24 protein-coding genes and 1 tRNA gene are annotated in these 23,162 nt (G+C 64.6%); 20 read left to right on the plus strand and 5 right to left on the minus strand.

Features of this window, described 5'->3' with window-relative positions:
• Positions 1–72: 72 nt before the first annotated feature.
• Positions 73–969: a bifunctional hydroxymethylpyrimidine kinase/phosphomethylpyrimidine kinase gene (gene thiD, locus ACSSV3_RS02860; protein ID WP_354325880.1), complete on the plus strand. Its 897-nt coding sequence runs from the start codon at positions 73–75 to the stop codon at positions 967–969.
• Here thiD and ACSSV3_RS02865 read toward each other — a convergent pair.
• Together ACSSV3_RS02865 and ACSSV3_RS02870 are read right to left on the minus strand one after the other, a co-directional pair.
• The gene (locus ACSSV3_RS02865) at positions 966–1,841 is read right to left on the minus strand and encodes an LOG family protein (protein ID WP_354325881.1); all 876 of its coding nucleotides are present in this window, start codon (positions 1,839–1,841) and stop codon (positions 966–968) included. The genes thiD and ACSSV3_RS02865 overlap by 4 nt on opposite strands.
• Before the next feature lie 108 nt (positions 1,842–1,949).
• A tRNA-Gln gene (locus ACSSV3_RS02870) sits at positions 1,950–2,023 on the minus strand.
• A gap of 171 nt (positions 2,024–2,194) precedes the next feature.
• Between ACSSV3_RS02870 and ACSSV3_RS02875 the strand changes: the two genes are divergently transcribed.
• Both ACSSV3_RS02875 and ACSSV3_RS02880 read left to right on the plus strand, forming a co-directional pair.
• Positions 2,195–3,430: a Ppx/GppA phosphatase family protein gene (locus ACSSV3_RS02875; protein WP_354325883.1), complete on the plus strand. Its 1,236-nt coding sequence runs from the start codon at positions 2,195–2,197 to the stop codon at positions 3,428–3,430.
• The gene (locus ACSSV3_RS02880; RefSeq protein WP_354325885.1) at positions 3,427–4,086 is read left to right on the plus strand and encodes an RlmE family RNA methyltransferase; all 660 of its coding nucleotides are present in this window, start codon (positions 3,427–3,429) and stop codon (positions 4,084–4,086) included. Before ACSSV3_RS02875 ends, ACSSV3_RS02880 begins: the two co-directional genes overlap by 4 nt.
• A 46-nt stretch (positions 4,087–4,132) precedes the next feature.
• Here ACSSV3_RS02880 and ACSSV3_RS02885 read toward each other — a convergent pair whose 3' ends face one another.
• Positions 4,133–4,819 carry a c-type cytochrome gene (locus ACSSV3_RS02885; protein WP_354325887.1) on the minus strand — a complete coding sequence of 229 codons (687 nt, stop codon included), beginning with the start codon at positions 4,817–4,819 and terminating at the stop codon, positions 4,133–4,135.
• A 120-nt stretch (positions 4,820–4,939) separates the two neighbouring features.
• Between ACSSV3_RS02885 and ACSSV3_RS02890 the strand changes: the two genes are divergently transcribed.
• From ACSSV3_RS02890 to bla, 8 genes are all read left to right on the plus strand, one after another.
• Positions 4,940–5,833 (plus strand): prephenate dehydratase, encoded by an 894-nt coding sequence (locus ACSSV3_RS02890; protein ID WP_354325889.1) that lies wholly within the window; start codon positions 4,940–4,942, stop codon positions 5,831–5,833.
• A 61-nt stretch (positions 5,834–5,894) separates the two neighbouring features.
• Positions 5,895–6,593, plus strand: coding sequence for a hypothetical protein (locus tag ACSSV3_RS02895; protein ID WP_354325891.1), 699 nt, complete (start codon positions 5,895–5,897; stop codon positions 6,591–6,593).
• Positions 6,590–7,885 carry a DUF4350 domain-containing protein gene (locus ACSSV3_RS02900; RefSeq protein WP_354325892.1) on the plus strand — a complete coding sequence of 432 codons (1,296 nt, stop codon included), beginning with the start codon at positions 6,590–6,592 and terminating at the stop codon, positions 7,883–7,885. The genes ACSSV3_RS02895 and ACSSV3_RS02900 overlap by 4 nt, the downstream gene beginning before the upstream one ends.
• Positions 7,882–8,844 carry an AAA family ATPase gene (locus ACSSV3_RS02905; protein WP_454184746.1) on the plus strand — a complete coding sequence of 321 codons (963 nt, stop codon included), beginning with the start codon at positions 7,882–7,884 and terminating at the stop codon, positions 8,842–8,844. The genes ACSSV3_RS02900 and ACSSV3_RS02905 overlap by 4 nt, the downstream gene beginning before the upstream one ends.
• 3 nt (positions 8,845–8,847) lie before the next feature.
• Complete coding sequence (locus ACSSV3_RS02910) at positions 8,848–10,206, plus strand: DUF58 domain-containing protein (protein ID WP_354325894.1); 1,359 nt, start codon at positions 8,848–8,850, stop codon at positions 10,204–10,206.
• A gap of 7 nt (positions 10,207–10,213) precedes the next feature.
• Positions 10,214–11,281 carry a stage II sporulation protein M gene (locus ACSSV3_RS02915; protein ID WP_354325896.1) on the plus strand — a complete coding sequence of 356 codons (1,068 nt, stop codon included), beginning with the start codon at positions 10,214–10,216 and terminating at the stop codon, positions 11,279–11,281.
• Positions 11,278–12,213 (plus strand): RDD family protein, encoded by a 936-nt coding sequence (locus tag ACSSV3_RS02920; protein WP_354325898.1) that lies wholly within the window; start codon positions 11,278–11,280, stop codon positions 12,211–12,213. The genes ACSSV3_RS02915 and ACSSV3_RS02920 overlap by 4 nt, the downstream gene beginning before the upstream one ends.
• Complete coding sequence (gene bla, locus ACSSV3_RS02925; RefSeq protein WP_354325899.1) at positions 12,210–13,142, plus strand: class A beta-lactamase; 933 nt, start codon at positions 12,210–12,212, stop codon at positions 13,140–13,142. The genes ACSSV3_RS02920 and bla overlap by 4 nt, the downstream gene beginning before the upstream one ends.
• Before the next feature lie 126 nt (positions 13,143–13,268).
• On the opposite strand, the gene ACSSV3_RS02930 is transcribed toward bla, so the two are convergent.
• Positions 13,269–14,339: an isoaspartyl peptidase/L-asparaginase family protein gene (locus ACSSV3_RS02930; protein ID WP_354323604.1), complete on the minus strand. Its 1,071-nt coding sequence runs from the start codon at positions 14,337–14,339 to the stop codon at positions 13,269–13,271.
• 75 nt (positions 14,340–14,414) lie between these two features.
• Between ACSSV3_RS02930 and ACSSV3_RS02935 the strand changes: the two genes are divergently transcribed.
• The 8 genes from ACSSV3_RS02935 to ACSSV3_RS02970 all read left to right on the plus strand — a co-directional run bounded on the left by ACSSV3_RS02935 (position 14,415) and on the right by ACSSV3_RS02970 (position 20,601).
• Entirely contained in the window at positions 14,415–14,927 is a 513-nt protein-coding gene (locus ACSSV3_RS02935) for a GNAT family N-acetyltransferase (RefSeq protein WP_354323605.1), read from the plus strand.
• A gap of 16 nt (positions 14,928–14,943) precedes the next feature.
• Positions 14,944–15,894, plus strand: a complete 951-nt coding sequence (locus ACSSV3_RS02940) for an SDR family NAD(P)-dependent oxidoreductase (protein WP_354323606.1) — start codon at positions 14,944–14,946, stop codon at positions 15,892–15,894.
• A 41-nt stretch (positions 15,895–15,935) separates the two neighbouring features.
• The gene (gene ispG, locus ACSSV3_RS02945) at positions 15,936–17,093 is read left to right on the plus strand and encodes a flavodoxin-dependent (E)-4-hydroxy-3-methylbut-2-enyl-diphosphate synthase (RefSeq protein ID WP_354323608.1); all 1,158 of its coding nucleotides are present in this window, start codon (positions 15,936–15,938) and stop codon (positions 17,091–17,093) included.
• Entirely contained in the window at positions 17,090–17,605 is a 516-nt protein-coding gene (locus ACSSV3_RS02950) for a thioredoxin family protein (protein WP_354323610.1), read from the plus strand. The genes ispG and ACSSV3_RS02950 overlap by 4 nt, the downstream gene beginning before the upstream one ends.
• A 51-nt stretch (positions 17,606–17,656) precedes the next feature.
• On the plus strand, positions 17,657–18,013 hold the full coding sequence (locus ACSSV3_RS02955; RefSeq protein WP_354323612.1) for a hypothetical protein: 357 nt from the start codon (positions 17,657–17,659) through the stop codon (positions 18,011–18,013).
• A gap of 219 nt (positions 18,014–18,232) precedes the next feature.
• The gene (locus tag ACSSV3_RS02960; RefSeq protein ID WP_354323614.1) at positions 18,233–18,778 is read left to right on the plus strand and encodes a manganese efflux pump MntP; all 546 of its coding nucleotides are present in this window, start codon (positions 18,233–18,235) and stop codon (positions 18,776–18,778) included.
• Between the two features lie 156 nt (positions 18,779–18,934).
• Positions 18,935–19,864 carry a histone deacetylase family protein gene (locus ACSSV3_RS02965; RefSeq protein ID WP_354323616.1) on the plus strand — a complete coding sequence of 310 codons (930 nt, stop codon included), beginning with the start codon at positions 18,935–18,937 and terminating at the stop codon, positions 19,862–19,864.
• A 62-nt stretch (positions 19,865–19,926) separates the two neighbouring features.
• Positions 19,927–20,601, plus strand: a complete 675-nt coding sequence (locus tag ACSSV3_RS02970; protein WP_354324085.1) for a murein L,D-transpeptidase catalytic domain-containing protein — start codon at positions 19,927–19,929, stop codon at positions 20,599–20,601.
• Between the two features lie 9 nt (positions 20,602–20,610).
• Here the strand turns inward: ACSSV3_RS02970 and ACSSV3_RS02975 are convergent, their stop codons facing one another.
• On the minus strand, positions 20,611–22,014 hold the full coding sequence (locus tag ACSSV3_RS02975) for a L,D-transpeptidase family protein (protein ID WP_354323617.1): 1,404 nt from the start codon (positions 22,012–22,014) through the stop codon (positions 20,611–20,613).
• A gap of 116 nt (positions 22,015–22,130) precedes the next feature.
• Here ACSSV3_RS02975 and ACSSV3_RS02980 point away from each other — a divergent pair, with 116 nt between their 5' ends.
• On the plus strand, positions 22,131–23,093 hold the full coding sequence (locus ACSSV3_RS02980) for a DMT family transporter (RefSeq protein ID WP_354323618.1): 963 nt from the start codon (positions 22,131–22,133) through the stop codon (positions 23,091–23,093).
• The last annotated feature ends 69 nt before the right edge of the window (positions 23,094–23,162 follow it).

The following is a 23,162-nucleotide window of genomic DNA, read 5'->3' on the forward strand; positions in this document are numbered from 1 at the left end:
TGAAAGCTGCCATTTCGTTTGCCGCTGGTGAAATCGGTGCCGTGTGACGTCCGGGCTTGCTATGGCGGTGGCATGACCACCACTCCTCCCCCTCGCATCCTCAGCATTGCCGGGTCGGACTCGTCCGGCGGCGCAGGCATTCAGGCTGATCTCAAGACCATCGCCATGCTTGGCGGCTATGGGATGACCGCGATCACCGCAGTCACCGCGCAGAACTCTGTCGGGGTGCAGGCCATCGCGCCGCTTTCGCCAGAGATCGTGCTGCAACAGATCGCCTCCTGCGCCGAGGATATCGGGGTCGATGCGATCAAGATCGGGATGCTGCACGATTCCGAGATCATTCGCATGGTCGCCGCCGCGCTGGTCGCTACGCCGGGGATCAAGGCGCGGTCGGCGCTTGGCCATGTGCGGCGGTCTGGCGGGTCTGCGGCAGCGCGTTTCCCGATTATTCTCGATCCGGTGATGATTGCCACCAGCGGCGCGGCGCTGATCGCGCCCGATGCGGTGGCGGCAATGCGCGCACGGCTGTTCCCGCTGGCAACGCTGATCACCCCCAACCTGCCCGAACTCAGCGCGCTGGTGGGCCGCCCGATCGCCACCGGCGCGGACATGGTCGCCGCGGCCGAGGAACTGGCGGAGGCGACCGGCGCGGCGGTGCTGGCCAAGGGCGGGCATCTGCCCGATCAGGGCGATGGCGCGCGGATTATCGACGTGCTCTATATCCCCGCCACCGACACGGTCGGCGCGCGCGCGGTGCAGTTCGATCACGCGCGGATCGACACGCGCCACACCCACGGCACCGGCTGCACACTGTCATCGGCGATTGCGACGCTGATCGGCCACGGTCAGCCATTGGAACACGCGGTGCGGCTGGCGCGGCAATTCGTGATCCGCGCGATCGAGGTCGCCCCCGGCTTTGGCGCGGGCAACGGCCCGCTTGGGCATCAGGCGGTCAGAACGCTCGCCTAGTCCTTCAACTCATAGAAATCGCAGATGCAGGCCCATGCCTCTTCAGCGGTTTCGCACCAGGTGAACAGGTCGAGATCGCTCTTTGAAATCGTGCCTTCTTCGGCCAGCGCTTCGAAATCGATCACCCGCGTCCAGAAATCCTTGCCGAACAGGATAATCGGGATCGGCTTCATCTTGCCGGTCTGGATCAGGGTGACGAGTTCGAAGAATTCATCGAACGTCCCGAACCCGCCGGGGAACACCGCCACCGCACGAGCACGCAGCAGAAAATGCATTTTGCGCAGCGCGAAGTAGTGGAACTGAAAGCTGAGATAGGGCGTGACGTAAGGGTTGGGCGCCTGTTCGTGGGGCAGCACGATGTTGAGCCCGATCGATTCGCTGCCCGCATCGGATGCCCCGCGATTGCCCGCCTCCATGATCGAAGGCCCGCCGCCGGTGGTGATGATGAACTGGCGTTTGCCATCCTCGATGATCGACTTTTCGCTGACCAGCCGGGCGAGTTTGTAGGCTTCGTCGTAATATTTCGCCTTTTCCGCGAGCCGCGCCGCGACCTTCTGATCATATTCGCTGCCAGTGGCAACGGCTTCGGCCAGCCGGGCTTCGGCCTGCGCGGGCGAGGGAATGCGCGCCGAACCATACATCACCAGCGTCGATCCCACCCGCGCTTCATCGAGCAGCATTTCGGGCTTCAGCAATTCCAGCTGAAAACGCACCGGGCGCAATTCGTCGCGCAGCAGAAAATCGGTATCGCGAAACGCCAGCGTGTAGGCCGGATGCGCGGTTTGCGGGGTGTGTTCGGGGCCGCTTTCAGCAAAGCGGGTTTCTTCGCCCGCGCGGTAGAATTTACGGTCAGTCAGGTCTTTGTCGGTCATGGTTAGACCCCTAATAGGGGCCACCTAGGCCCGCAAGCAGATTGATGGGATGGGTGTTTCACGTGAAACATTGATGCCAGCTGCGGCTGCACCACAATGCCGTGCGGCTGGATGCCCCGTGAGGATTCGAACCTCAATTGACGGAGTCAGAGTCCGTAGTCTTGCCGTTAGACGACGGGGCAACAGGCCATGCCCCCGAAACTTGCAGGTGGCATCAGCGAGCGCGCTCCCTAGTTTTGTGCGGCGGCAAGGTCAAGCGCGGCGTTGCTTGCTCTTGCGCAGTGCTTGGGTTAGCTTGGCCCCAAGTGCTGCCCGCCGAAACGTGCGGGCAGTGATATGAAAGTTGCACGATCATGGCGGAATTTCTCCCGCCGGACAGGAATTCGAAGGCTGGGACAAAACGGGGCGGCAAGTCCGGGAAAGTAGCTGATTTTCGCTACAAACGCCCCCCTCAGCAAGATTGCCGCAAGACTGGCCGTGATGGCCGGGGCAGCGGCGAAGCGCGCCAATCACGCACCGCGCCCGACCTTTCCACCATCGGCACAGCACGCGGTAACGCCCACGGCGAAGCCTATGCCGCGCTGGACCTTGGCACCAATAATTGCCGCCTGCTGATCGCGCGCCCATCGGGCCGGGATTTCACCGTGATCGACGCCTTCAGCCGCGTGGTAAAGCTGGGCGAAGGCCTGGCGGCCAGCGGGCGGTTGTCGGATAAGGCGATGGATCGCACCCTCGCCGCGCTGACGATCTGCGCGGATAAACTGCAACGCCGCAACGTCCGCCTCGCGCGGTCAGTGGCGACCGAGGCCTGCCGCCGCGCGGAAAACGGGTATGAATTCATCGAACGTGTCCGGCGTGAAACCGGCATCGCGCTCGACATCATCAGCGCCGAGGAAGAGGCGCGGCTGGCGGTGCTGGGGTGCCACATCCTGCTCGAATCGGGCGATGGCCCGGCGGTGATTTTCGACATTGGCGGCGGATCGACCGAGTTGGTGCTGGTGGAACCGGGCGGCATGGAAGCGAGCCGGGTGCCGCGCATCCTTGATTGGCATAGCGTGCCGTGGGGCGTTGTCTCGCTTACCGACACGGTGGGCCGGAGCGAGGATAGCGAGCCTGCGCGCGCCGCCCGTTATGCGGCGATGCGGCGCATGGTGTCCGATAGCTTCGCGCCTTTTGCCGCCCGCGTTGCCCAGGCCGCCCAGCATGACGATATCCGCCTGCTGGGCACCAGCGGCACGGTGACGACGCTCGCCAGCCTCTATCTTGAACTGCCGAGCTATGATCGCAAGGCGGTCGACGGGCTGATCGTGCCTGCGCCCGCGATGCGCGATATCAGCGCGCGGCTATCGGCGATGACACCTTATGAACGCAGCAATCTGCCGTGCATCGGGCAGGACCGCGCCGATCTGGTCGTGGCAGGCTGCGCGATCCTCGAAGCAATCCTCGACCTGTGGCCCGCGCGGCGGCTGGGGGTGGCGGATCGCGGCATCCGCGAAGGAATCCTCAGAAGCATCATGGCCTCGCAGCATCAGTCCGAACGCACCTTGCGCCAGTTGCACAAGCAACGCTCTGGTCGCAGCGCGCAATGACCCGCGCCAGCAAGACGCCGTCCAAGCGGGTGAAGACCGCCAAAGGCCGCACCGCATCGCAGGTGCGCTGGCTCGAACGCCAGCTCAATGATCCTTACGTGCGGCAGGCCAAGGCCGAAGGTTATCGCAGCCGTGCGGCGTATAAGCTGATCGAGTTGGACGAGCGTTTCAACCTGCTCAAAGGCGCGGCCCGGGTGGTCGATCTGGGGATTGCGCCGGGCGGGTGGAGCCAGGTGGTGCGGGCCAAGGCGCCGCGCGCCGAGGTGGTGGGCATCGACCTGTTACCGGTCGAACCGCTGGAGGGCGTGACCATTTTCGAGATGGATTTCATGGCCGATACCGCCCCCGCCGCACTGACCGAAGCCTTGGGCGGCGCGCCCGATCTGATCCTGTCGGACATGGCGGCCAACACCGTCGGCCACAAGCAGACCGATCATCTGCGCACGATGGGTCTGGTTGAGGCGGCGGCGTGGTTCGCGACCGAAAACCTTGCCCCCGGCGGCGCATTTGTGGCCAAGGTGCTGGCGGGCGGAACCGATGCTGATCTGCTGGCGCTGCTCAAAAAGCATTTCACCGTGGTCAAGCACGCCAAACCCCCGGCGAGCCGCAAGGGATCGTCGGAATGGTATGTGATTGCCCAAGGGTTCAAGGGTTAGGTTCAATCGCGCGCGCCGCCACGCTCGCTCTTGAACAGTCGGTTGCTTAAGCGGCGGGTGCGACTTCGCCTTCGGGGGCCGCAGGCACTTCACCTTCAACCGCAGCCGCATCACCCTCATCAACCGGCGCTTCAGCCGCTGGGGGCGTAAACGCGGGCAGGGGCAGATTCGCGCCCTTGGAGTTGAGATAGGCCGCCATTGCCGCGCGATCTTCAACCTTCGAAAGGCCGGCAAAGCTCATCTTGGTGCCCGGAACATAAGACTTGGGGCTTTTCAGCCACGCGTCCATCTTGTCCCAATCCCACTGACCGCCCAGCGCCTTCAATTCCGCGCTGTAAGCAAACCCGGCATGGGCCGCGACCGCACCGCCCATTGACCCGGAAAGGTTGGGGCCGACCCCATTGGCACCGCCCGCATCAATCGTGTGACAGCTCTGGCACTTGGCATAGGCTTTTTCACCTGCCGCGATCAGTTCTGCGGTAGGAATCGTGTTCAGCACTTCGGCGATTGTGACTTCCGCCGGGCCAGCGCCTTCGTCCGCTACGCCTTCGATCACATAGCCGAGCTGTTCGGGCCGTTGCGGCTTGTCGCCGTGGAAATACTTGCCCGAGAGGATCGCAAGACCCAATCCCAGACCGGCGGCAAATAGCACCCAGCCTGCGGCAGTGTTGAACAGATCGCCGCCACCATTCTGGCCTGCGGCACCATCTTGCGAAGAATTGTCCTGTGTCATCACGGCAGGCCCATAGTGTCGCCCACGCGCTCGCGCAAGACTGATCGTGGCATCTATCCTCGTTGCTTTTGCAAGCAGGCTTGCCGATCACGCCGCGCCGCTCTAGCAGCCTGCCCCAAGATGCGATCTTTCCCTGCCCCTGCACTTGCGCTTGTCGACCGGATGCGCGCCGCCGCCGCCGCCGATTCTGCGCGGGCGATTGCGTTCCAAGGTTCGCCCGGCGCCAATTCGCACCGCGCCGCAACCGAAGCCCGCCCCGATGCCCTGCCGCTGCCGTGCTTCAGTTTTGAAGACGCGCTCGACGCGGTGAAAGATGGCCGCGCGGGTGAGGCGATCATCCCGATCGAAAATTCACAGCACGGGCGTGTGGCCGATATCCACTTCCTGCTGCCCGAAAGCGGGCTGCACATCGTCGCTGAATATTTCATGCCGATCAATCACGCGCTGATGGCGCTGGGATCAGGCCCGTTCGAGGCAGCATACAGCCACCCGCAGGCGCTCGGCCAATCGCGCCATTTCCTGCGGGCGCGCGGGATCGTGCCCCTGAGCCATGCCGATACCGCAGGCGCTGCCGCCTATGTGGCGGAACGCGGCGATCCCACCATTGCCGCGATTGCCCCCGCCATCGCCGCCGAACTTTACGGGCTGGAAATTATCGAGCGCAATGTCGAGGACAGCGCCGACAACATGACCCGCTTCGTCATCCTCGCCCGCGAACCGATCACGCCAGCGGCATTAGCGGGCAAGCCGGTGATGACGACCTTCATCTTTGAAGTGAAGAATATCCCTGCCGCGCTTTACAAGGCGCTGGGCGGGTTTGCCACCAACGGGGTCAACATGACCAAGCTGGAAAGCTACCAGCACGGCACCAGCTTTGCCGCCAGCGCATTTTACGCCGACATTATCGGTGCGCCGGGCGATCCGGCGGTGGATCGGGCGCTGGAAGAATGCGCGTTCCATTCCAAGGAACTGCGCATTCTGGGCAGCTACGCACAGGCCCGCCCACGCGGGTGAGCCGCGCCGGGAACGTTTCCCGGTTGCGCCCGCGCGGGTGCCATGCCACCACCTGCCGCGCATGACCGCATCCGCCCCGACCATCCCTACTGAATCAACAGCGGTTTCCGGCGTATCGGCCCCTGCCGGTTGGGCTGACATTCGCAATGACGGCGATCTGCAATTCGCCCCGGTCACGATCCCCGAAATCCCGCCGCGCCAGCCGGGCTGGTTCGAACGCGTTCTGGACGATCTGTTCGGCTGGCTGGCAGACCTGTTCGCGCCGCTAGGCCAGTTGCTCGGCGCATCGTGGTGGTGGTTGCAATGGGCGCTGCTGGCCGCTGCTATCGGATTTGCGCTGGTGATGCTGGTGCGGATGTTCGGCCCCGGCGCAGGCTTCCGCCGCCCGCGCAAAACGGCGCAAGACGCGGAGGAATGGCAGCCCGATCGCGCCGCCACGCTCGCGCTGCTCGAAGATGCCGATCGGCTCGCCGCTGAGGGCCGGTTTGACGAGGCAACCCACCTGCTGCTGCTGCGCAGCGTCGGCCATATTGCCGATGCCCGTCCCGACTGGGTCGATCCATCGAGCACCGCGCGCGAACTCGCCGCACTGCCCGCCCTGCCCGATGCCGCACGCACCGCGTTCGGGGTGATTGCCGGAAGGGTTGAACGCAGCCTGTTCGCACTGCGCACGCTCGACCGGCCCGATTGGGAGGCAGCGCGCGCGGCCTATGCCGAATTCGCGCTCGCCCGCCTGAATACCGCAGGCGGCGCGGCATGAACCAGGCGGGGCCCGCCACCTTTTCGCGCGCGGGCGCGCTGGCACTGGTGGCGGTGGGCTTTGCGGTGTTCCTCGCGCTCATCTACCTGATCGCTGCGGGCGAAGAGTTTGGCGGGAACCGCAATAATGGCGGGGGCCATGCCGCCGCCAACGGGCTGAACGGCTATGCCGGCCTAGTTCAGATGCTTGAGGCGGACGGTTATGAGGTTAACCGGTCACGCAGTCCGGCGGGGCTGGAAACCGATGGCCTGCTGGTGCTGACCCCGCCCCCTTTCGTCGACGCCGATGAATTCGCCGAACTGCTTCAACGCCGCGAGTATATCGGCCCGACGCTGGTGATCCTGCCCAAGTGGGACGCCGCGCTGCCGCCGCCCACGCTGCCCGCCGAAGCGCGCGATAGGTTCAAGCCCGGATGGGTGGTGCTGACCGGGGCCGATGCGGTGGACTGGACAGCCGAACTGCCCGCGCCCTACGCCTTCACCCACGTGAAAGAGACGTTGCAGAAGGACGAGGTGCCCGGCTGGGACGGATTCGGAGTGGAAGGCAAGCTGCCGACCCGCACGATCCTCTACGCAGAAGATGATCCGCAGCACGAAACCCTGATCGCTGATGCCGCGGGCCATGCCCTTGCTATCAAAGTGATCGGTGAACCCGATACCGATTACTATGAAGACGCCCATTGGACGGTCTTTGTCACCGATGCCGATCTGATGAACAATTACGGGCTGGGCGATGCCGCGCGCGCCACGGCCGCCATCGCGCTGGTGGATGAAGCAACCTATGATCGCGACATCACGGGGGTGACATTTGACCTGACCCTCAATGGATTCGGCGCGTCGGAAAACCTGCTGACGCTGGCGTTCCGCCCGCCGTTCCTCGCCGCGACCTTGTGCCTGCTGATGGCGCTGCTGATCGTCGGCTGGCGCGCGTTCCAGCGGTTTGGCCCGGCGGCCAGCGCCAGCGGCCCCGCCATAGCGTTCGGCAAGCAGCGGTTGATCGCCAACGGCGCAAACCTGATCCTGCGCGCGCGCCGCCTGCCCTTGCTGGCCGCGCCCTATGCAGCATTATCGGCGCGGCGTGTGGCAGAACGGCTCGGCCTTGCCCGCGCGGATGCCGCCGCGATTGACGCCGCGCTTGCGCGCCGCCTGCCGCAAGAAGAACCGTTCAGCCGCCGCGCCGCCCGGCTTGAGGCTGCGACGCGGCCCGCCGATACTCTCAGCGCCGCGCAGGCGCTTGATGACCTCGCCACCAAGCTATCACACCAATCTATCACAGGGACAACAACCCGATGACCATGCCCCTCACCGACGTCCGCACCCTTGCCGACGCGATCCGTGCCGAAGTCGCCAAGGCGATTGTCGGGCAGGAAGCCATGGTCGACATGCTGCTGACCGCCATGCTCTCCGAAGGCCACGTCTTGATCGAAGGCCCGCCGGGCACCGCCAAGACCTTCCTCGCCAATGCCTTTTCCACAGCGCTGGGGCTGGATTTCGGGCGCATCCAGTTCACACCCGATATGCTACCGGGGGACATTCTGGGGTCGAACCTGTTCAACTTCCAGACCAGCCAGTTCACCCTGACCCGCGGGCCGATTTTCTGCGATCTTCTGTTGGCCGATGAAATCAACCGCACCCCGCCCAAGACGCAGGCCGCGCTGCTTGAAGCGATGCAGGAACGCCGCGTCACGCTGGACGGGGAAACCCATCACCTGCCCGAACGGTTCATGGTGATCGCAACCCAGAACCCGATTGAAAACCAAGGCGTCTATCCGCTGCCCGAAGCTCAGCTTGACCGCTTCCTGTTCAAACTGCTGGTGCCCTATCCGGCGGAAGATGAAGAAGCGCGGATCGTGGCGACTTATGGCCAGCGGGCCGGCCCGCAGCGGCCCACCGATCTGGGGGTGGCGGCTGTCACCAACGCCGCTGGATTGATCGCTGCCAGCGCAGCTTTGTCACAAGTGACGGTGGCCGATGACATTACCCGCTATGTTGTGCGCCTGATCCGCGCCACCCGCGAACACGCTGAACTGATCGTTGGCGCATCCCCCCGCGCGGCAGTGCTGCTGGCAGGGGCCGCCCGCGCGCGCGCTGCGTTGGAGGGGCGCGAATATGTCATCCCCGATGATGTAAAGGCATTGGCCGTGCCAGTGCTGCGCCACCGCCTGACGCTCAGCCCCGCTGCCGAGATCGAGGGGCGCGATATGGAGGCGCTGGTGGCCGAACTGGTCGAAGCCACGCAGGCACCCCGATAGGCAATGACGCGCCTCGCCCTCCCCCGCGTAAACCTGCCGCCGCTGCCGCTGGTGCCGACCGAGCGTGCGGCGTGGGTGTTTGCCGGCCTTGCGCCCGTCGCGCTGGTGATCGCGGCAGCTTCTCCCGGCGCATGGGTGATCGCCCCGCTGGCGGGGGCCGTGTTGCTGGCGCTGGTGGTGGCCGATGCGCTGCTGGCGGGCCGCTGCGCGGTTTGGGATGTCGAAACGCCCGTCGATGTCGAGGTCGGCCAGCCTGCGACGATCACCGTCACCGCGCGCTTTACCAGCGGGCGGCGCACCGGGGTTGCTGCGGCGGTGGCCTGCGATGCGCGGCTGGCCCCCGGCGGGCGGATCACCACCGATCTTGCAACCCTGCCCGATGCTCCCGGATGGCGCGGGGAAACGACTGTCACGCCCACCCGGCGCGGCACCGCCCCCGTCACCCGCGCGTGGCTGCGGTGGGAGGGGCCGCTGGGCCTCGGCGCGCGGCAGGTCAGCCACCCGCTTGAACAGGTGGTGCGGATCTGGCCCGATCTTTCGCCGGTGCGCTCGCCCGAATTGCAGACCTTCCTGCGCAATGCCCAACTTGGCCTCATCAACCGCCGCATCCGGGGCGAAGGCACGCAGTTCGAGGCTCTGTCAGAATACGAACCCGGCATGGATCGCCGCCGCATCGACTGGAAAGCCAGCGCGCGCCACACCCGGCTGTTCGCGCGCGAGAACGAGAGCGAGCGCAACAACCAGATCGTCTTCGCGTTTGATTGCGGACAGGCGATGTGCGAGCCTGTGGACGGGTTGCCGCGCATCGACCGGGCGGTTTCCGCCGCGCTGACCTGCGCCTATGTCGTGCTGAAGGGCGGGGACAAATGCGCGCTGTTCGGGTTTGCGCAAGCTCCGCAGATCATGACCCCCTTCATCGGCGATGCGCGCGCGTTCCACCGCTTGCAAAGCGCGGCTGCGGGGCTGGATTATCAGGCGGTCGAACCCAATTTCACGCTCGCGCTGGCAACTCTCACCTCCAAACTCAAACGCCGTTCGCTGGTGGTGCTGTTTTCCGATTTCACCGATCCCACCTCGGCCGAACTGATGGTTGAAAGCCTGGGGCGGCTGGTAGACAAGCATCTGGTGCTGTTCGTCACCATTGCTGATAGCGAGATCGAACGGCTGATCGCCGCGCGCCCCGGCGATATCGCCACGCTCGCCCGCTCTGTCACCGCCGATACGCTGGCGCAGCAACGCAAGCTGGTGTTGCAACGATTGCGGCGCATGGGGATCGACGTGATCGAAGCCCCGTGGGACGCCATCGGCCCGCGCCTGATCGATCGCTATTTCGCGATCCGCGCGAGCGAGGCGATCGGGTGAGGGGCGGATGAAGACACCGATCATCTCGTCATGGTTCGGGCGCGGACAGCTCGCCGCGCCGCCCGATATTGCCAGCGCGACGCTGCGTTCCGACCGGTTCCGGCTGGAGCGTGAGGGCGATTGGCGGCGGCTGGAGGCGATCATCAACCGGATGGAGCGCGGCGGGCTGCGGCGCATCGCGGATGATGACCTGCTGGCGCTGCCCACGCTCTATCGCACCGCCGCATCCAGCCTTGCGGTGGCGCGCGAAACCTCGCTCGACGCGGCGACCCTCGCCTATCTCGAAGCGCTGGTGCAGCGCGCGTGGTTTCAGGTTTACGGCCCGCGTCAGGGGTTTGCGCGCTGGCTGCGCGATTTCCTGCTTGGCGGATGGAGCCGTGCGGTGCGCGAAATCTGGCTGGATATCTGCATCGCGCTGTTCGTGATGGTATCCGGCACCGTGGTCGGCTGGCTACTGGTCGCCCAGAACGAGGAATGGTATTACCGGCTCGTCCCCGGCGGGCTGGCCGATACCCGCGTGCCGGGGGCCAGCCGCGAACAATTGCTGGCAACGCTCGCCACAGAGGAAAACGCGGTCGGCCTGTCTTCCTTCGCCGCGCAATTGTTCAGCAATAATTCCGCCGTTTCCATCCTCGCCTTCGCGCTGGGGTTTGCCTTCGGCATCCCGTCGCTGATGCTGCTGGTGCACAACACCGCGATGCTGGGCGCGCTGTTGTGGCTGTTTGCGAGCCAGGGCCTGCTGGTGGAACTGGCCGCATGGCTCAGCGTGCACGGCACCACCGAACTGCTGGGCATTCTGCTGGCAGGCGCGGCGGGGCTGCATATCGGGCGGGCGATGGCCTTTCCCGGCACGCGCCCGGTGCTTGACGCCGCAGCCGAGGCCGGGCGGCGCGGCGCGGTGGTGATGGTGGGCGTGGTGATCATGATGATCGTCGCCGCTTTCCTCGAAGCGTTTCCGCGCCAGCTGGTCGATGGCGCTGGCAGCCGCTTTATGATCGGAGGGGCGATGCTGATCTTCTGGCTATCCTATTTTGTCCTCTACCGCCCGCGCCGCATCGCCGAGAGCGCGGGATGAGCGTCGTCGCCCGCGCCCCCAACACCGATAAGCGTGCGCGGACGCTGGTGACGCCCGAAGGGATCGTGCTGCCGATCATGCTGGCATCGCGCGGCAGCCGGGCGGGCGCGCTGATCCTTGATGTGATGATCATCATGTTCGGGCTGCTGGCGTTTTACCTCGCGCTGTTGTGGATCGCGCGCGGACTGCTCGACGGCACCGGCCTGGATCCCGCCGCCGCGCCGCACGGGGCGCAGGAATTCATGCAGATCCTGCTGGCGCTGATCGGTTTTTTTACCTGGTATGGCTATTTTCTGGTGCAGGAACTCGGCCCGCGCGGCGCGACTTTGGGCAAACGCATCACCGGCATCCGCGTGGCGGCGCGCGGCGGCGGCAGGCTGACCCCCGAAGCGGTGATCGCCCGCAATCTGCTGCGCGATATCGAGGTTTTCTATCCGCTGATCGCGCTGCTGGTGCTGGCGGTGATGAGCGACGCGAACGAGGATGCGGGCCCGCTCGGCTGGGTGATGACCGCATGGTTTGCGCTGTTCCTGCTATTCCCGTTCTTCAACCGCGATGCCCTGCGCGCGGGTGACATCATCGCGGGCACGTGGGTGGTCGAACGCCCGCGCGCCAAGCTGGCCGATGTGCTGAGCGCCCAAGGCGCAGCAGGCGCACGCGGGGCCAGCGATATAACCGGCGTGCGCTATGCCTTTGGTGAGGCGGAACTGGCGGTCTATGGCGAGAAGGAACTCCAGACGCTCGAACGGATGCTGCGCGACGCCCAGCCCGATGCCTTGGCAGCGGTGCACACCGCCATCTGCCGCAAGATCGGATGGGAACCGGGGGCGGGCGACGAACGGGCGTTCCTCGAATCCTTCTATGCGCAATTGCGCGCCAAGCTCGAAGGCGACATGCGCTTCGGCAAACGCAAGGCGGACAAGTTTTCATGATGATCGACAGGCGGTTTTTCATTGGCGGATCACTGGCATTGGGCGCGGCAGCTTGCATTCCCCCCGATCAGAGCCCGACCGGCAGGCTGGCGGCGGAATTGCGCCTGATCGAGGCTGCGGCGGGCGGCACGCTTGGCGTGGAAATCTACAATACAGCCAGCGGCCAATCGGTCGGGATCAACCGGGATCGGCGGTTCGGCCATGCCTCCTCGTTCAAGCTTTCGCTGGCGGCAATGGTGCTTGCGCGTCATGCGGCAGGGACGATTGACGCCGACCGCCGCGTGACGTGGGGCGAGGCGGACATGATCGCCCATGCACCCTTCACCCGCGAACGGATCACCGCCGGGGCCACCTTGCGCGAACTCGCCGAAGCGACGCAGATCACCGGGGACAACCCGGCGGCCAATATCCTGCTGCGCGAACTGGGCGGCCCGGCGGCGCTGACCGCGTTCTGGCGCAGCATCGGGGACGATGTGAGCCGGCTTGACCGCATCGAGCCGGAACTGAACTTTGTCCCCGCCGCCGAATTTCGCGACACCACCACCCCTGCCGCCATGGCACGCACCGTGGCGAAGCTGGTTTATGGCGAGGTTTTGCCCCAGCCCGCCCGCGCCCAGCTGCGCCAATGGCTGATCGCCACCCAGACCGGGCTACGCCGGGTGCGCGCTGGCCTGCCCGAAGGCTGGATTGCGGGCGACAAGACCGGCACCTCGCTCGCGCCGGGAATGGGCAGCCTCTATGTCGATATCGGGATTGCCGAGGGGCCGAAGGGCGAACCTCCGATCACCTTCGCGGCCTATTTCACAGCGCGCGGCGTTCATGACCGAATTGATCCAACCGCCGAACTGGCGCTGTCGCGCGTGGGCAAGGTGATCAAGGAATTCGCCGAACCGGAACGCGGGTTGCCGCTGGTGGGGAAATTGTATTGAGCTTCTCCCCCTCCCCTTGCGGGAGGGGGTCGGGGGGAGGGGGCACCACGTCAGTGGACACAAGCGAAGCCTGCGGCCTCGCTCCCCTCCCCCAACCCCTCCCACAAGGGGAGGGGAGTAAAGGGGTCAATGATCCGGCGTGGCCGAAGCCTGCTCCTCGCCCCCGAAAATCGCCACTTCGTTCTCCCCATCGCTGGTCGCGCGACCGCGATACATCCCGCTGGTGTTGAAGCTGAAGATCGCATGGCCCTCGGGCGTGACGAGGATCACCCCGCCGTCGCCACCCAAGTCTTTAACGTCGGCCATAACTTCATCGGCAACGGTCTGTGCATAATTCTTGATCGTGATGGGATCCCACGGGTGAAGCCGAAATTCTAGCGCGGGAATGGTGTATCGAAGCCGCGCGCAAATCTCGTGCGCCACGCCCACCCGCAGGAAATACTCCCCCCAGCCCGTCGCCGACACCGCACAGCTGCGATTATCCGCATAGGTCCCCGCGCCGATCACCGGCGCATCGCCCACCCGGCCCCAGCGCTTGCCGGTCATCCCGCCGGTCGAGGTGCCCGCCGCAAGGTTGCCATGCTGGTCAAGCGCCACCGCGCCGACCGTGCCGAACTTGTGATCGACATCCAGCGCCGAAAGCTGCTGCGCCTTCATCCGCTCCAGCGCCTCGGCCCTCGCAGGCGTAGCGAAATATTCGGGCGGGGTTACGGCAAAGCCCTGTTCCGCCGCAAAAGCTTCCGCGCCTGCACCCATCAACATCACGTGCGGGCTGGCGGTGCGCACGCTGTCAGCCAGCAGGATCGGGTTCTTGACCGTCTTGACCCCCGCCACCGCCCCGGCGCTGCGGTCACGCCCGTCCATGATCGAGGAATCGAGTTCGTTCGTCCCTTCCCAAGTGAACACCGCGCCCTTGCCCGCATTGAACAGCGGCGAATCTTCCATCGGGATGATCGCGGCCTTCACCGCGTCCATCGCGCTGCCGCCTTCGGCCAGCACCTTGGCTCCGGCATCGAGCGCGACCTGTAACGCGGCCTCGTATTCGGCGCGCCTTTCCGGCGTCATCGCATCGCGGTTCAGCGTGCCTGCCCCGCCGTGGATGGCAATCGACCATTTGGGTTCGGGCGGCGGCGTATCCTGAGCCAGAGCGGCGGCGGGCAGCAGGGCGAGTGCGATGAGCGCGATGAGGTTCTTCATAGCCGCGATGTCTAACGCGGCCCGCTGCGTTTCGCCAGCTTAACAACGCACGCCCGCAGCGCTAGGGCGCTTCCCATGATCCTGCGCCCCGCCACCATCGCCGATGCCCCCGCGCTTGCCGCGCTGGGGGCCGAAACCTTCACCGCCGCCTTCGCGCATCTCTACACCGCAGCAGACCTCGCCGCGTTCCTTGCCGAGGTGCACGATCCCGCTGCCGTGGCGCAGGAAATCGCGGGCGAGGAATGCGCCCACTGCCTTGCCGAAGTGAACGGCAAGCTGGTCGCCTATTGCAAGCTGCGCTACCCCAGCCACTATGCCGCCCATTCCGCCGCGACAAACCCGATTGAGCTCAGCCAGCTTTATGCGCTGCCGCAGCACACCGGCACCGGGGTCGGGGCACAGCTGATGGAATGGGCGCTGGATCAGGCCCGCGCGGGCGGTCATGATGCGGTGCTGCTATCGGTCTATTCCGAAAATTACGGCGCGCAGCGGTTCTATCAACGCTATGGCTTTGCCAAGATCGCCGATATCACCTTCCGCGTCGGCACGCAGCTGGACGCGGAATTCCTCTACCAATTGAAACTATAAGCGCAGGAGAGAGCAGATGAGCACATTCGGCAAAGACAGCACCACGGATGAGGTGTTGGCGGGCAAGGACATGGCCGGGCTGACGGTGTTCATCACCGGTGCCAATTCGGGGCTGGGTCAGGAAACCGCGCGGGCGATGGCGGCGTGCGGCGCGCGCATCATCATGGCCGGGCGGGATCAGGCCAAGCTGGATGAAGCCGCAGCAGCGATCCGGGCGCAGCACCCTGATGCCAGCATTGACACCATCATCTGCGATCTCGGCAACCTCGCCAGCATCCGCGCCTGCGGGGACGAGGCCCGCAAACGCTTCACCGCGATCGACTTGCTGATCAACAATGCAGGCGTAATGGCCTGCCCGCTGATGCACACCGCCGATGGGTTCGAAATGCAGTTCGGCACCAACCATCTGGGCCATTTCGCGCTGACCGCAGAACTGCTGCCTTTGATCGAGGCAGGCAATGCCAAACGCATCGTCAACCTCTCCAGCCGCGGCCATCACTTTGCCCCGGTTGATCTTGACGACCCCAATTTCACCGAACGGCCCTATGATCCGTGGCAAAGCTATGGTCATTCGAAGACCGCGAACATCCTGTTTACCGTCGGGCTGGAGGCGCGCTTTGCCGCCAAGGGCATCCACGCCTATGCAGTGCATCCCGGCGGCATCCGAACCAATCTGGGCCGCCACATGACCGAGGAAATGACCGCCGCGCTGATCGAGCGCGTGACCAAAAGCGATAGCGGCTTTGCGTGGAAGACCATTCCGCAAGGCGCCGCAACCAGCTGCTGGGCCGCGACCGCGCTTGAACTGGAAGGCACCGGCGGGGTCTATTGCGAAGATTGCCATGTGGCCCCCGTGGACAACCAATCATCCGAAGGCGGCGTGCGTTCCTATGCGCTTGATCCGGCAGCGGCTGAACGGTTGTGGACGCTCAGCGAACAGCTGACCGGGGCGCAGTATCCCGCCTAGGGTCATTGCTCCGTCATGCAGGCACCGCTATAGGCGGGCGCATGTCTTCCATTCGGCCCTGGCGCACAATCGAACGGCGCAAATCGCGTCAGATCATGGTGGGGAATGTCCCCGTGGGCGGCGATGCGCCGATCACGGTGCAGACCATGACCAACACCCCGACCGAGGATGTGAAGGCGACAATCGACCAGATTCGTCGGTGTGAGGACGTGGGCGCGGACATTATCCGCGTATCCTGCCCGACCGAAGAATCGACCCGCGATTTCAAGCAGATCACCCGCGCCGCGCGCATTCCGATCGTGGCCGATATCCATTTTCACTACAAGCGCGCCTTGGAAGCCGCCGATGCGGGCGCGGCGTGCCTGCGGATCAATCCCGGCAATATCGGATCAGCCCAGCGCGTCGCCGAAGTCGTGCGCGCGGCCAAGGCCAATGGCTGCGCGATCCGCATCGGGGTGAACGCAGGCAGCCTGGAAAAAGACCTGCTCGAAAAATATGGTGAGCCCTGCCCCGAAGCGCTGATCGAAAGCGCACTCGATCACATCAAACTGTTGCAGGATCACGATTTTCACGAATTCAAGGTCGCGGTGAAGGCCAGCGACATCTTCCTTGCGGTGGCGGCCTATCACGGGCTGGCCGAAACCGTCGATTGCCCGCTGCACCTTGGTATTACCGAAGCGGGCGGGCTGATCGGCGGCACGGTCAAATCCTCGATCGGTATGGGCAGCCTGCTGTGGGCCGGGATCGGCGATACCATCCGCGTCAGCCTGTCGGCGGAACCGGAGCAGGAAATCAAGGTCGGGTTCGAAATGCTCAAATCGCTCGGCCTGCGCACCCGCGGCGTGCGCGTCGTCTCGTGCCCCTCATGCTCGCGGCAGGGGTTCGACGTGATCCGCACCGTGGAAGCGCTCGAAGCGCGGCTAGACCACATCAAGACCCCGATGAGCCTGTCGATCCTTGGCTGCGTGGTCAATGGCCCCGGCGAAGCGCGCGAAACCGATATCGGCCTGACCGGCGGCGGCGCGGGCAAGCACATGGTGTATCTGCGCGGCGTGACCGATCACACGGTCGAAAGCGAGGATATGCTCGATCACATCGTCCGCTTGGTCGAGGCCAAGGCGGCCGAGATCGAGGCAGGCGAAGCAACCGCGTTCGATCCCCACGCAGCGCCTGCGCAAACGGCGGAAGCGGCGGAGTGATCAAACCGATTGTGTCAGGCCTGATCGCGGGATTGCTGGTAATCGGTGGTTCAGCGATTGCAGGCAGCATCGTGTCGGCCGCCGGCGACCATCCCGAAGCGAGCGCCTATGCCGTGTCCCCCGATGCGATGGGCGATGTCGACGCCGCGCTCACCCGCGCCGCTGCGGCAGACAGGCGGGTGCTGTTGGTGATGGGCGCGAACTGGTGCCACGATAGCCGCGCGCTGGCCGGATGGCTCGGCACCCCGCGCTTTGCCGCGCTGGTGGCGGCGCATTACGAGTTGGTGTTCGTCAATGTCGGGATGCCGCAATCGGGTGATGGGCATAATCTGGATATTGCGCAGCGGTTCGGCCTTGCCGATTTCCCCGGCACGCCCGCGCTGCTGGTGCTGACCGCCGATGGCAATCTGGTCAATGTCGACACCGCGACCAGCTGGCGCAACGCCGCCAGCCGCAGCGAGGACGCGATTTACGCGGAACTCGCTTCTCTGGCTAAGGCCACACCAGATTGACAGATGCCTGCTTCTCCGTAGTTTGAACCAAGGGGTGTCAAGGAGAAAGGTATGGTAAATCTATCGAAGATGGCATTGGGTGCCGGGTTGCTGATCGCGCTGTCAGCTTGCGGTTCCGGCGTCGACAAGGCGAAGGCGGAAATGACAGCGAGCTGCGTGAGCTCGGGCAACGGGAATTTGACCGAAGAAGAGTGCGCTTGCATCACCGATGAGGCCTTCGCTTCGCTTGATGCCGACGAGCAGGAACTGATGGGTGCCATCTCCTCTACCGAGCAAGGTCTGAGCGATGCCGAAGTCGCAGCCAGCGTAGGATTGGAAGTCAGTGAGTTGCGCACGCGGCTTGGCACGGTGATGAGAAAAATTTCGCAAAACAGCTTTTCCAGCGCAAGGAATTGCATATATCGATGAAGCGCATTTGATGCAAAGCGCATCGCGGTAATTGCTCCGGCGTGAAATTAAGAATGTAGGATCGGCCGCCGATCTCGCGATAGTTGCGCCTGCACGTTTTCGGTGCCGTGCCGATCAACTCAAACTTTCCAGCCAGCCGCAGCGAGGATGCGATTTCCGCAGAACTCGCTGCTCTGGCTAAGGCCCGCGCCCCGCAGGTGCCATAATCAGGACACAGCCGTGATCGAAGCCCTGTTTCTTGCACTCGCGCTGGCGATGGATGCCTTTGCCGTCGCGCTGACGCAGGGGGCGCGGTTTCGGCCCGACGCGCGCGGCGGCCTCGCCATCGCGCTCACCTTTGGCCTGTTCCAGGGCGTCATGCCGCTGATCGGTTGGGGGATCGGCGCGTTTGCCATGGCTCATGTCGCGGCGGTCGATCACTGGATCGCCTTTGGGTTGCTGACCTTCCTCGGGGTGCGGATGCTGGGCGGGCACGTGGGTGAGGAGGAAGCATCGCACAGGCTGACAGGCCGGGCGCTGCTGGTCGCAGGGGTCGCCACCAGCATTGATGCGCTCGCCGCCGGGATTACCCTACCAACGCTGGATGTCGCGCCGCTGACGGCCGCCGCGCTAATCGGTATCGTCACCTTTGCGCTGAGCGCGGCGGGGGTCATACTGGGCCGGATCGCAGGGAATCGCTGGGGCACATGGGCCGAACGGGCGGGCGGGGTAATCCTGATCGCGCTGGGGGCGACGATTCTGGCCGAACATACGGGCTGGCTATGAGACTGTCCTACAGCCAATGATGGTGGCATGATTGCCTGCATGAACGCCCGTTTTCGCCCCTTCGCCCCTGCCATTGCCGTTGATCTGGCAGGCCCGGGTTTTCTGCTTCTGGACAGTGTCACATGTGTCTCCAACAGGCGGGCGGGACGGGTCTGAATGCTCCACGTCGTCCACCACGCCGATTACATGGCTCCGCGCCCCGAACGCGGGTCTTTCCGCTTCGACAAATACTACCTCGTGATGGAGGAATTGCGCGCCAGCGGAGCCCCGATCACCGAACACGCGCCAGAGCCTTGCCCGCGCGCATGGCTCGAAGCGGTGCATTGCCCCGCCTATGTCGATCAGGTGTTTCGCGCTGATGTTCCGCGCGACAAAGAACGCCGGATCGGCTTTCCGGTAACACCCGCTATCGCCAGCCGCGTGCGCCATACCAATGGCGGCACATGGCTAGCCGCGCAGCTCGCCATGAGTCACGGTTATGCCGCCAATTCAGCGGCAGGCAGCCATCATGCCTTGCATGATACCGGCGCGGGTTATTGCGTGTTCAACGATCTGGCAGTGGCCGCCAACCGCCTGATTGCCGAGGGCGATGCGGCGCGCGTTCTGATCGTCGATCTGGACGTGCATCAGGGCGATGGCACCGCCAGCCTGACCGCCGGGCGCGAGGATATCTTCACCCTCTCGCTCCACGCGGAAAAGAATTTTCCTGTGCGAAAGGCACGCTCCAGCCGCGATGTGTCCTTGCCCGATGGGGTGGATGATGATGGCTATATGGCGGCGCTGGCCCGTCACCTGCCCGAGGTGATGGCCGGTTTCGCGCCCGATTTCGTGTTCTATCAGGCGGGGGTTGATCCCCACGCGGAAGACAAGCTGGGCAGGCTCGCGCTGACTGACGCGGGGCTGGCGGCGCGTGATCGTTTCGTGATCGCAGAGGCGCGCCGCCGGGGCCTCGCCATCGCATCGGCGCTGGGAGGCGGATATGGCGATGATCCGCGCATAGTCGCCGCGCGCCACGCCGCCTCGATGCTGGTGATGGCGCAGGAAAACGCTGGATACGCAGCGCTTCCCCTACGAAGCGAGGCATAGCTGCGATGAACCGTGTTTTGCCTTATTGGGAACGCAAGCCCGGCGGGTTACTTTATAGGGTAATGAACCGGCGCGATCTTCTCAAAGGCTCTCTGATTGCGGGGGCGACACTGGCGCTGCCGATGCGCGCCTTTGCGGCGGTATCACCCGGCACCCCGCGTGATCGCATTCTGTTCGACATTGCCAAGCGCGAACTGGCGCGCGCGGGCGATGCGATCTGGAAACGCGATATTGTCGGCATTGCCGATTACGGGCTGCATTCGGCCAAGCCGCGGTTCCACTTCGTCAACTTCAACCGGGGTGAGGTGCAATCCTACCACGTCAGCCACGGTCAGGGTTCCGACCGGCAGCATGACGGCTGGCTCAAGCAATTCTCCAATACCGAAGGTTCCAACGCCACCAGCCGGGGGGCTTACGTGACGTGGGAATGGTACAAGGGCCGCTATGGCACATCAGTGCGGCTGGGCGGGCTGGATGAAAGCAACGACGCCGCGCTGCGCCGCTATATCGTGATGCACCGCGCCGATTATGCCGAAGCCTCGCATCTTGAGAAATATGGCCGCCTCGGGCGCTCCAACGGGTGTTTCGCGATGGGTGAGGAACAGTTCCGCATCGCTTTGATGCACCTGTCGGGCGGGCGGCTGCTGTTTGCCGACAGCCTTGGGCTGGAAGAAGACGGCAGCATCCAGCCGCTGCCCGAACTGGCGATGATCGAGCGCGCGCCGCTCAATCTGTAGCGCGACAGCCTAACTATCGCGCAGGTTATCCTCGATGACGATCACCTCGTCGACCGGCACGTAAGTGCGTTCGCGCACGCGCGGCTTGTCAAGGCTGGCGAGCACCGGGGCGTCGCGGCCGTAGATGTCCTTGAAGGTCGCCATCTCGCCGTTGATGTCCGATGCCATGGTGAAATAGGTGATGTACGCGGGCCACTGCTTTTCCATCATCACCTTGGTGTATTTGCCCGAGGATGAGATCGCCACCGCTTCGTCCTTGGTCGCGCCCTTGCCCAGAATTGCCATCGTCATCGCCAGTTCCAGCGCACGTTCGGTACGGATGCAGCCGTGGCTCAATGCGCGGTTATCATTGGCGAACAGGTGGCGCGACGGAGTGTCGTGGAAGAAAATCGCCTGCGCATTGGGCATTTCCAGCTTCATCAGCCCCAACGAATTGCCCGGCCCCGGCTGCTGCACCACGCTGATATAGCCATTGGCCCCGCGCGTGCCGACATAACCGTTGCGCTTCGCCCATTCGGGGTTGGCGAGAACTTTGGCGCCCAGCCCTTCGCCCTTGACGATCGATTGCGGCACCGTCCAGGTCGGGTTGAACACGATGCCTTCGATCGTTTCAGCCAATTGTGGGGTGGCGGTGCGCCCCGGCTTGCCAACGATGGTGCGATAGGTGCTGATGATCTTGTCCTTGACCGTCAGCCGCAATTGAAACTCGGGCACATTGGTGATCAGATATTGCGGCCCGAGATCGCGCGCCAGCCAGCGCCAGCGGTCCATATTGGCGCGGATCAGCTTGCGTTTGGCAATGTCGGTTTCGGGCGTCTTAGCCAGTTCGTCGCGCAGCCGCGCATAATCGGGGTGCGTCGGGGCGAGTTTTGCCAGCGTGCCTGCAATATCGCCGGTCGCAAGCGCTTGGGCGAGGATATCGCCGGTGCGCAATGTCTCACGGTCGGGATCGATCACGAACCACTGTTCGCGCGCCTCCATCGGGGTGCGCCCATCGCGCAAATCCTCAACCAGCCAGACAAAGCTTTGCGAGGCGATCTGGTTCAATTCATCCGACGGGCCGGAGGCAAGCGCAACCTTGAGCGGTTGGAGATCGTAATCCGCCGGATCGAGGCCTTCTGCACCGATACCTTCGATCACCGCCACCAATCGCGCGACCTGCGCGATGCTCCACGCCTGCACCAGCGGCGCAGGTGCCTCCATTCCGGGCTGCACCATCGGCTGCGAGACTGTCGGGAAAGCCTGATCAAAGGCGTCACGCGGTTTGGGCAGTTGCGCGGGCTGGGGGCCGCCCTGCACTTCGGGCTTGGGCAGCATTTGGGCACGCACCGCGCCGCTATCCTGCCCCAGCGCCGCTGTTGCCACCAGCGCCGCGATTGCGACACCGCCTGCAAATCTTTTCGCGAACCTCATCACTATCCTGCCTTTTCGCCCCATGCCGCCATTATTCACCGCGACCATGTGTCCGCTGCAATCATACGCCGCGCGGACACCCCCTATCAACCACCTTGGCTTTCGCAGCGATTAATGTGCACAGCCACTGGCGCCAGCGCCGCGCGCGCGTGACGTTGCTGGACGAACGGCTTATCGCATCCGCCATGCCCATCACTGCCCGCCCCCTGCTGCCCTTTGCCGCCGCGCTGGCGGGCGTGGGGTTCCTGTCTTTGATGGATGCCTTCATGAAAGAGGCAGCGCTGATGATCGGGGCCTATACCGCCACCGTGCTGCGCGCCGGGATTGGCGCGGCGATCATCGCGCCGATCTGGCTGGCGCGCGGGCCTGCCTGGCCAAACCGGGCGGTGTTGAAGCTGCACCTGACGCGCGGCGTTATATCGGCCTTCATGGCGCTGACCTTCTTCTTCGCGCTCACCCGCCTGCCGCTGGCCGAGGCGATTGCGCTGAGTTTTATGGCGCCGTTGCTGGCCCTCTATCTCGCCCACGTATTGCTGGGCGAAGCAATCAGCCGCGCAGCCATCGGTGCCAGTCTGCTGGGCTTTGCCGGGACGCTGGTAATCATCGGCGGGCGGATCGGGCAGGGGAAATTCGATGAAGGCGCCGCATTGGGCATTGCTTCGCTGTTCGTCTCGGCACTGCTTTACGCCTACAATTTCATTGTCATCCGGCGGCAGGCGCAGGTTGCCGGGCCGATTGAGATTACTACGTTTCACAGTGGGATCGGCGGATTGGTGCTGCTCACCCTCGCCCCGCTGCTGTGGACACCGCCTGCGCGGGAGGCGTTGGTGCCGCTGCTGGCGGCAGGCGCGTTGACCGTGGCGGGATCGCTGGCGATTGCCTGGGCCTACGCCCGCGCCGAAGCAAGCGCGCTGGTACCGACCGAATATTCGGGCTTTGTCTGGGCAACCTTGTTCGGCTGGCTGTTTTTCCGCGAAGCGGTAACTGTGCCGACACTGGCGGGAACCGCGCTGATCATCGCGGGCTGCTGGCTGGCGACACGCAGACCCGCTGCAATTACCTCAAAAACACCCGCTTAAGACCATTCTCCAAGGCCAATCCGACCTTGGCCCCCTTGACCTCGCGCGCGCGAAAGCGCAGGTGCGCCT

The sequence above is a fragment of the Porphyrobacter sp. MBR-49 genome (assembly GCF_053628655.1).

What these genes read in the sequence shown, in the direction of transcription:
- ACSSV3_RS02935 (WP_354323605.1), top strand. Translation starts at nt 14,415, where the DNA reads ATGATCCTGCGCCCCGCCACCATCGCCGATGCCCCCGCGCTTGCCGCG.
- ACSSV3_RS02975 (WP_354323617.1), bottom strand. Translation starts at nt 22,014, where the DNA reads ATGAGGTTCGCGAAAAGATTTGCAGGCGGTGTCGCAATCGCGGCGCTG.
- thiD (WP_354325880.1), top strand. Translation starts at nt 73, where the DNA reads ATGACCACCACTCCTCCCCCTCGCATCCTCAGCATTGCCGGGTCGGAC.
- ACSSV3_RS02970 (WP_354324085.1), top strand. Translation starts at nt 19,927, where the DNA reads ATGAACCGGCGCGATCTTCTCAAAGGCTCTCTGATTGCGGGGGCGACA.
- ispG (WP_354323608.1), top strand. Translation starts at nt 15,936, where the DNA reads ATGTCTTCCATTCGGCCCTGGCGCACAATCGAACGGCGCAAATCGCGT.
- ACSSV3_RS02965 (WP_354323616.1), top strand. Translation starts at nt 18,935, where the DNA reads ATGCTCCACGTCGTCCACCACGCCGATTACATGGCTCCGCGCCCCGAA.
- bla (WP_354325899.1), top strand. Translation starts at nt 12,210, where the DNA reads ATGATGATCGACAGGCGGTTTTTCATTGGCGGATCACTGGCATTGGGC.
- ACSSV3_RS02920 (WP_354325898.1), top strand. Translation starts at nt 11,278, where the DNA reads ATGAGCGTCGTCGCCCGCGCCCCCAACACCGATAAGCGTGCGCGGACG.
- ACSSV3_RS02905 (WP_454184746.1), top strand. Translation starts at nt 7,882, where the DNA reads ATGACCATGCCCCTCACCGACGTCCGCACCCTTGCCGACGCGATCCGT.
- ACSSV3_RS02930 (WP_354323604.1), bottom strand. Translation starts at nt 14,339, where the DNA reads ATGAAGAACCTCATCGCGCTCATCGCACTCGCCCTGCTGCCCGCCGCC.
- ACSSV3_RS02910 (WP_354325894.1), top strand. Translation starts at nt 8,848, where the DNA reads ATGACGCGCCTCGCCCTCCCCCGCGTAAACCTGCCGCCGCTGCCGCTG.
- ACSSV3_RS02880 (WP_354325885.1), top strand. Translation starts at nt 3,427, where the DNA reads ATGACCCGCGCCAGCAAGACGCCGTCCAAGCGGGTGAAGACCGCCAAA.
- ACSSV3_RS02890 (WP_354325889.1), top strand. Translation starts at nt 4,940, where the DNA reads ATGCGATCTTTCCCTGCCCCTGCACTTGCGCTTGTCGACCGGATGCGC.
- ACSSV3_RS02865 (WP_354325881.1), bottom strand. Translation starts at nt 1,841, where the DNA reads ATGACCGACAAAGACCTGACTGACCGTAAATTCTACCGCGCGGGCGAA.
- ACSSV3_RS02885 (WP_354325887.1), bottom strand. Translation starts at nt 4,819, where the DNA reads ATGACACAGGACAATTCTTCGCAAGATGGTGCCGCAGGCCAGAATGGT.
- ACSSV3_RS02900 (WP_354325892.1), top strand. Translation starts at nt 6,590, where the DNA reads ATGAACCAGGCGGGGCCCGCCACCTTTTCGCGCGCGGGCGCGCTGGCA.
- ACSSV3_RS02875 (WP_354325883.1), top strand. Translation starts at nt 2,195, where the DNA reads ATGGCGGAATTTCTCCCGCCGGACAGGAATTCGAAGGCTGGGACAAAA.
- ACSSV3_RS02940 (WP_354323606.1), top strand. Translation starts at nt 14,944, where the DNA reads ATGAGCACATTCGGCAAAGACAGCACCACGGATGAGGTGTTGGCGGGC.
- ACSSV3_RS02955 (WP_354323612.1), top strand. Translation starts at nt 17,657, where the DNA reads ATGGTAAATCTATCGAAGATGGCATTGGGTGCCGGGTTGCTGATCGCG.
- ACSSV3_RS02915 (WP_354325896.1), top strand. Translation starts at nt 10,214, where the DNA reads ATGAAGACACCGATCATCTCGTCATGGTTCGGGCGCGGACAGCTCGCC.
- ACSSV3_RS02895 (WP_354325891.1), top strand. Translation starts at nt 5,895, where the DNA reads ATGACCGCATCCGCCCCGACCATCCCTACTGAATCAACAGCGGTTTCC.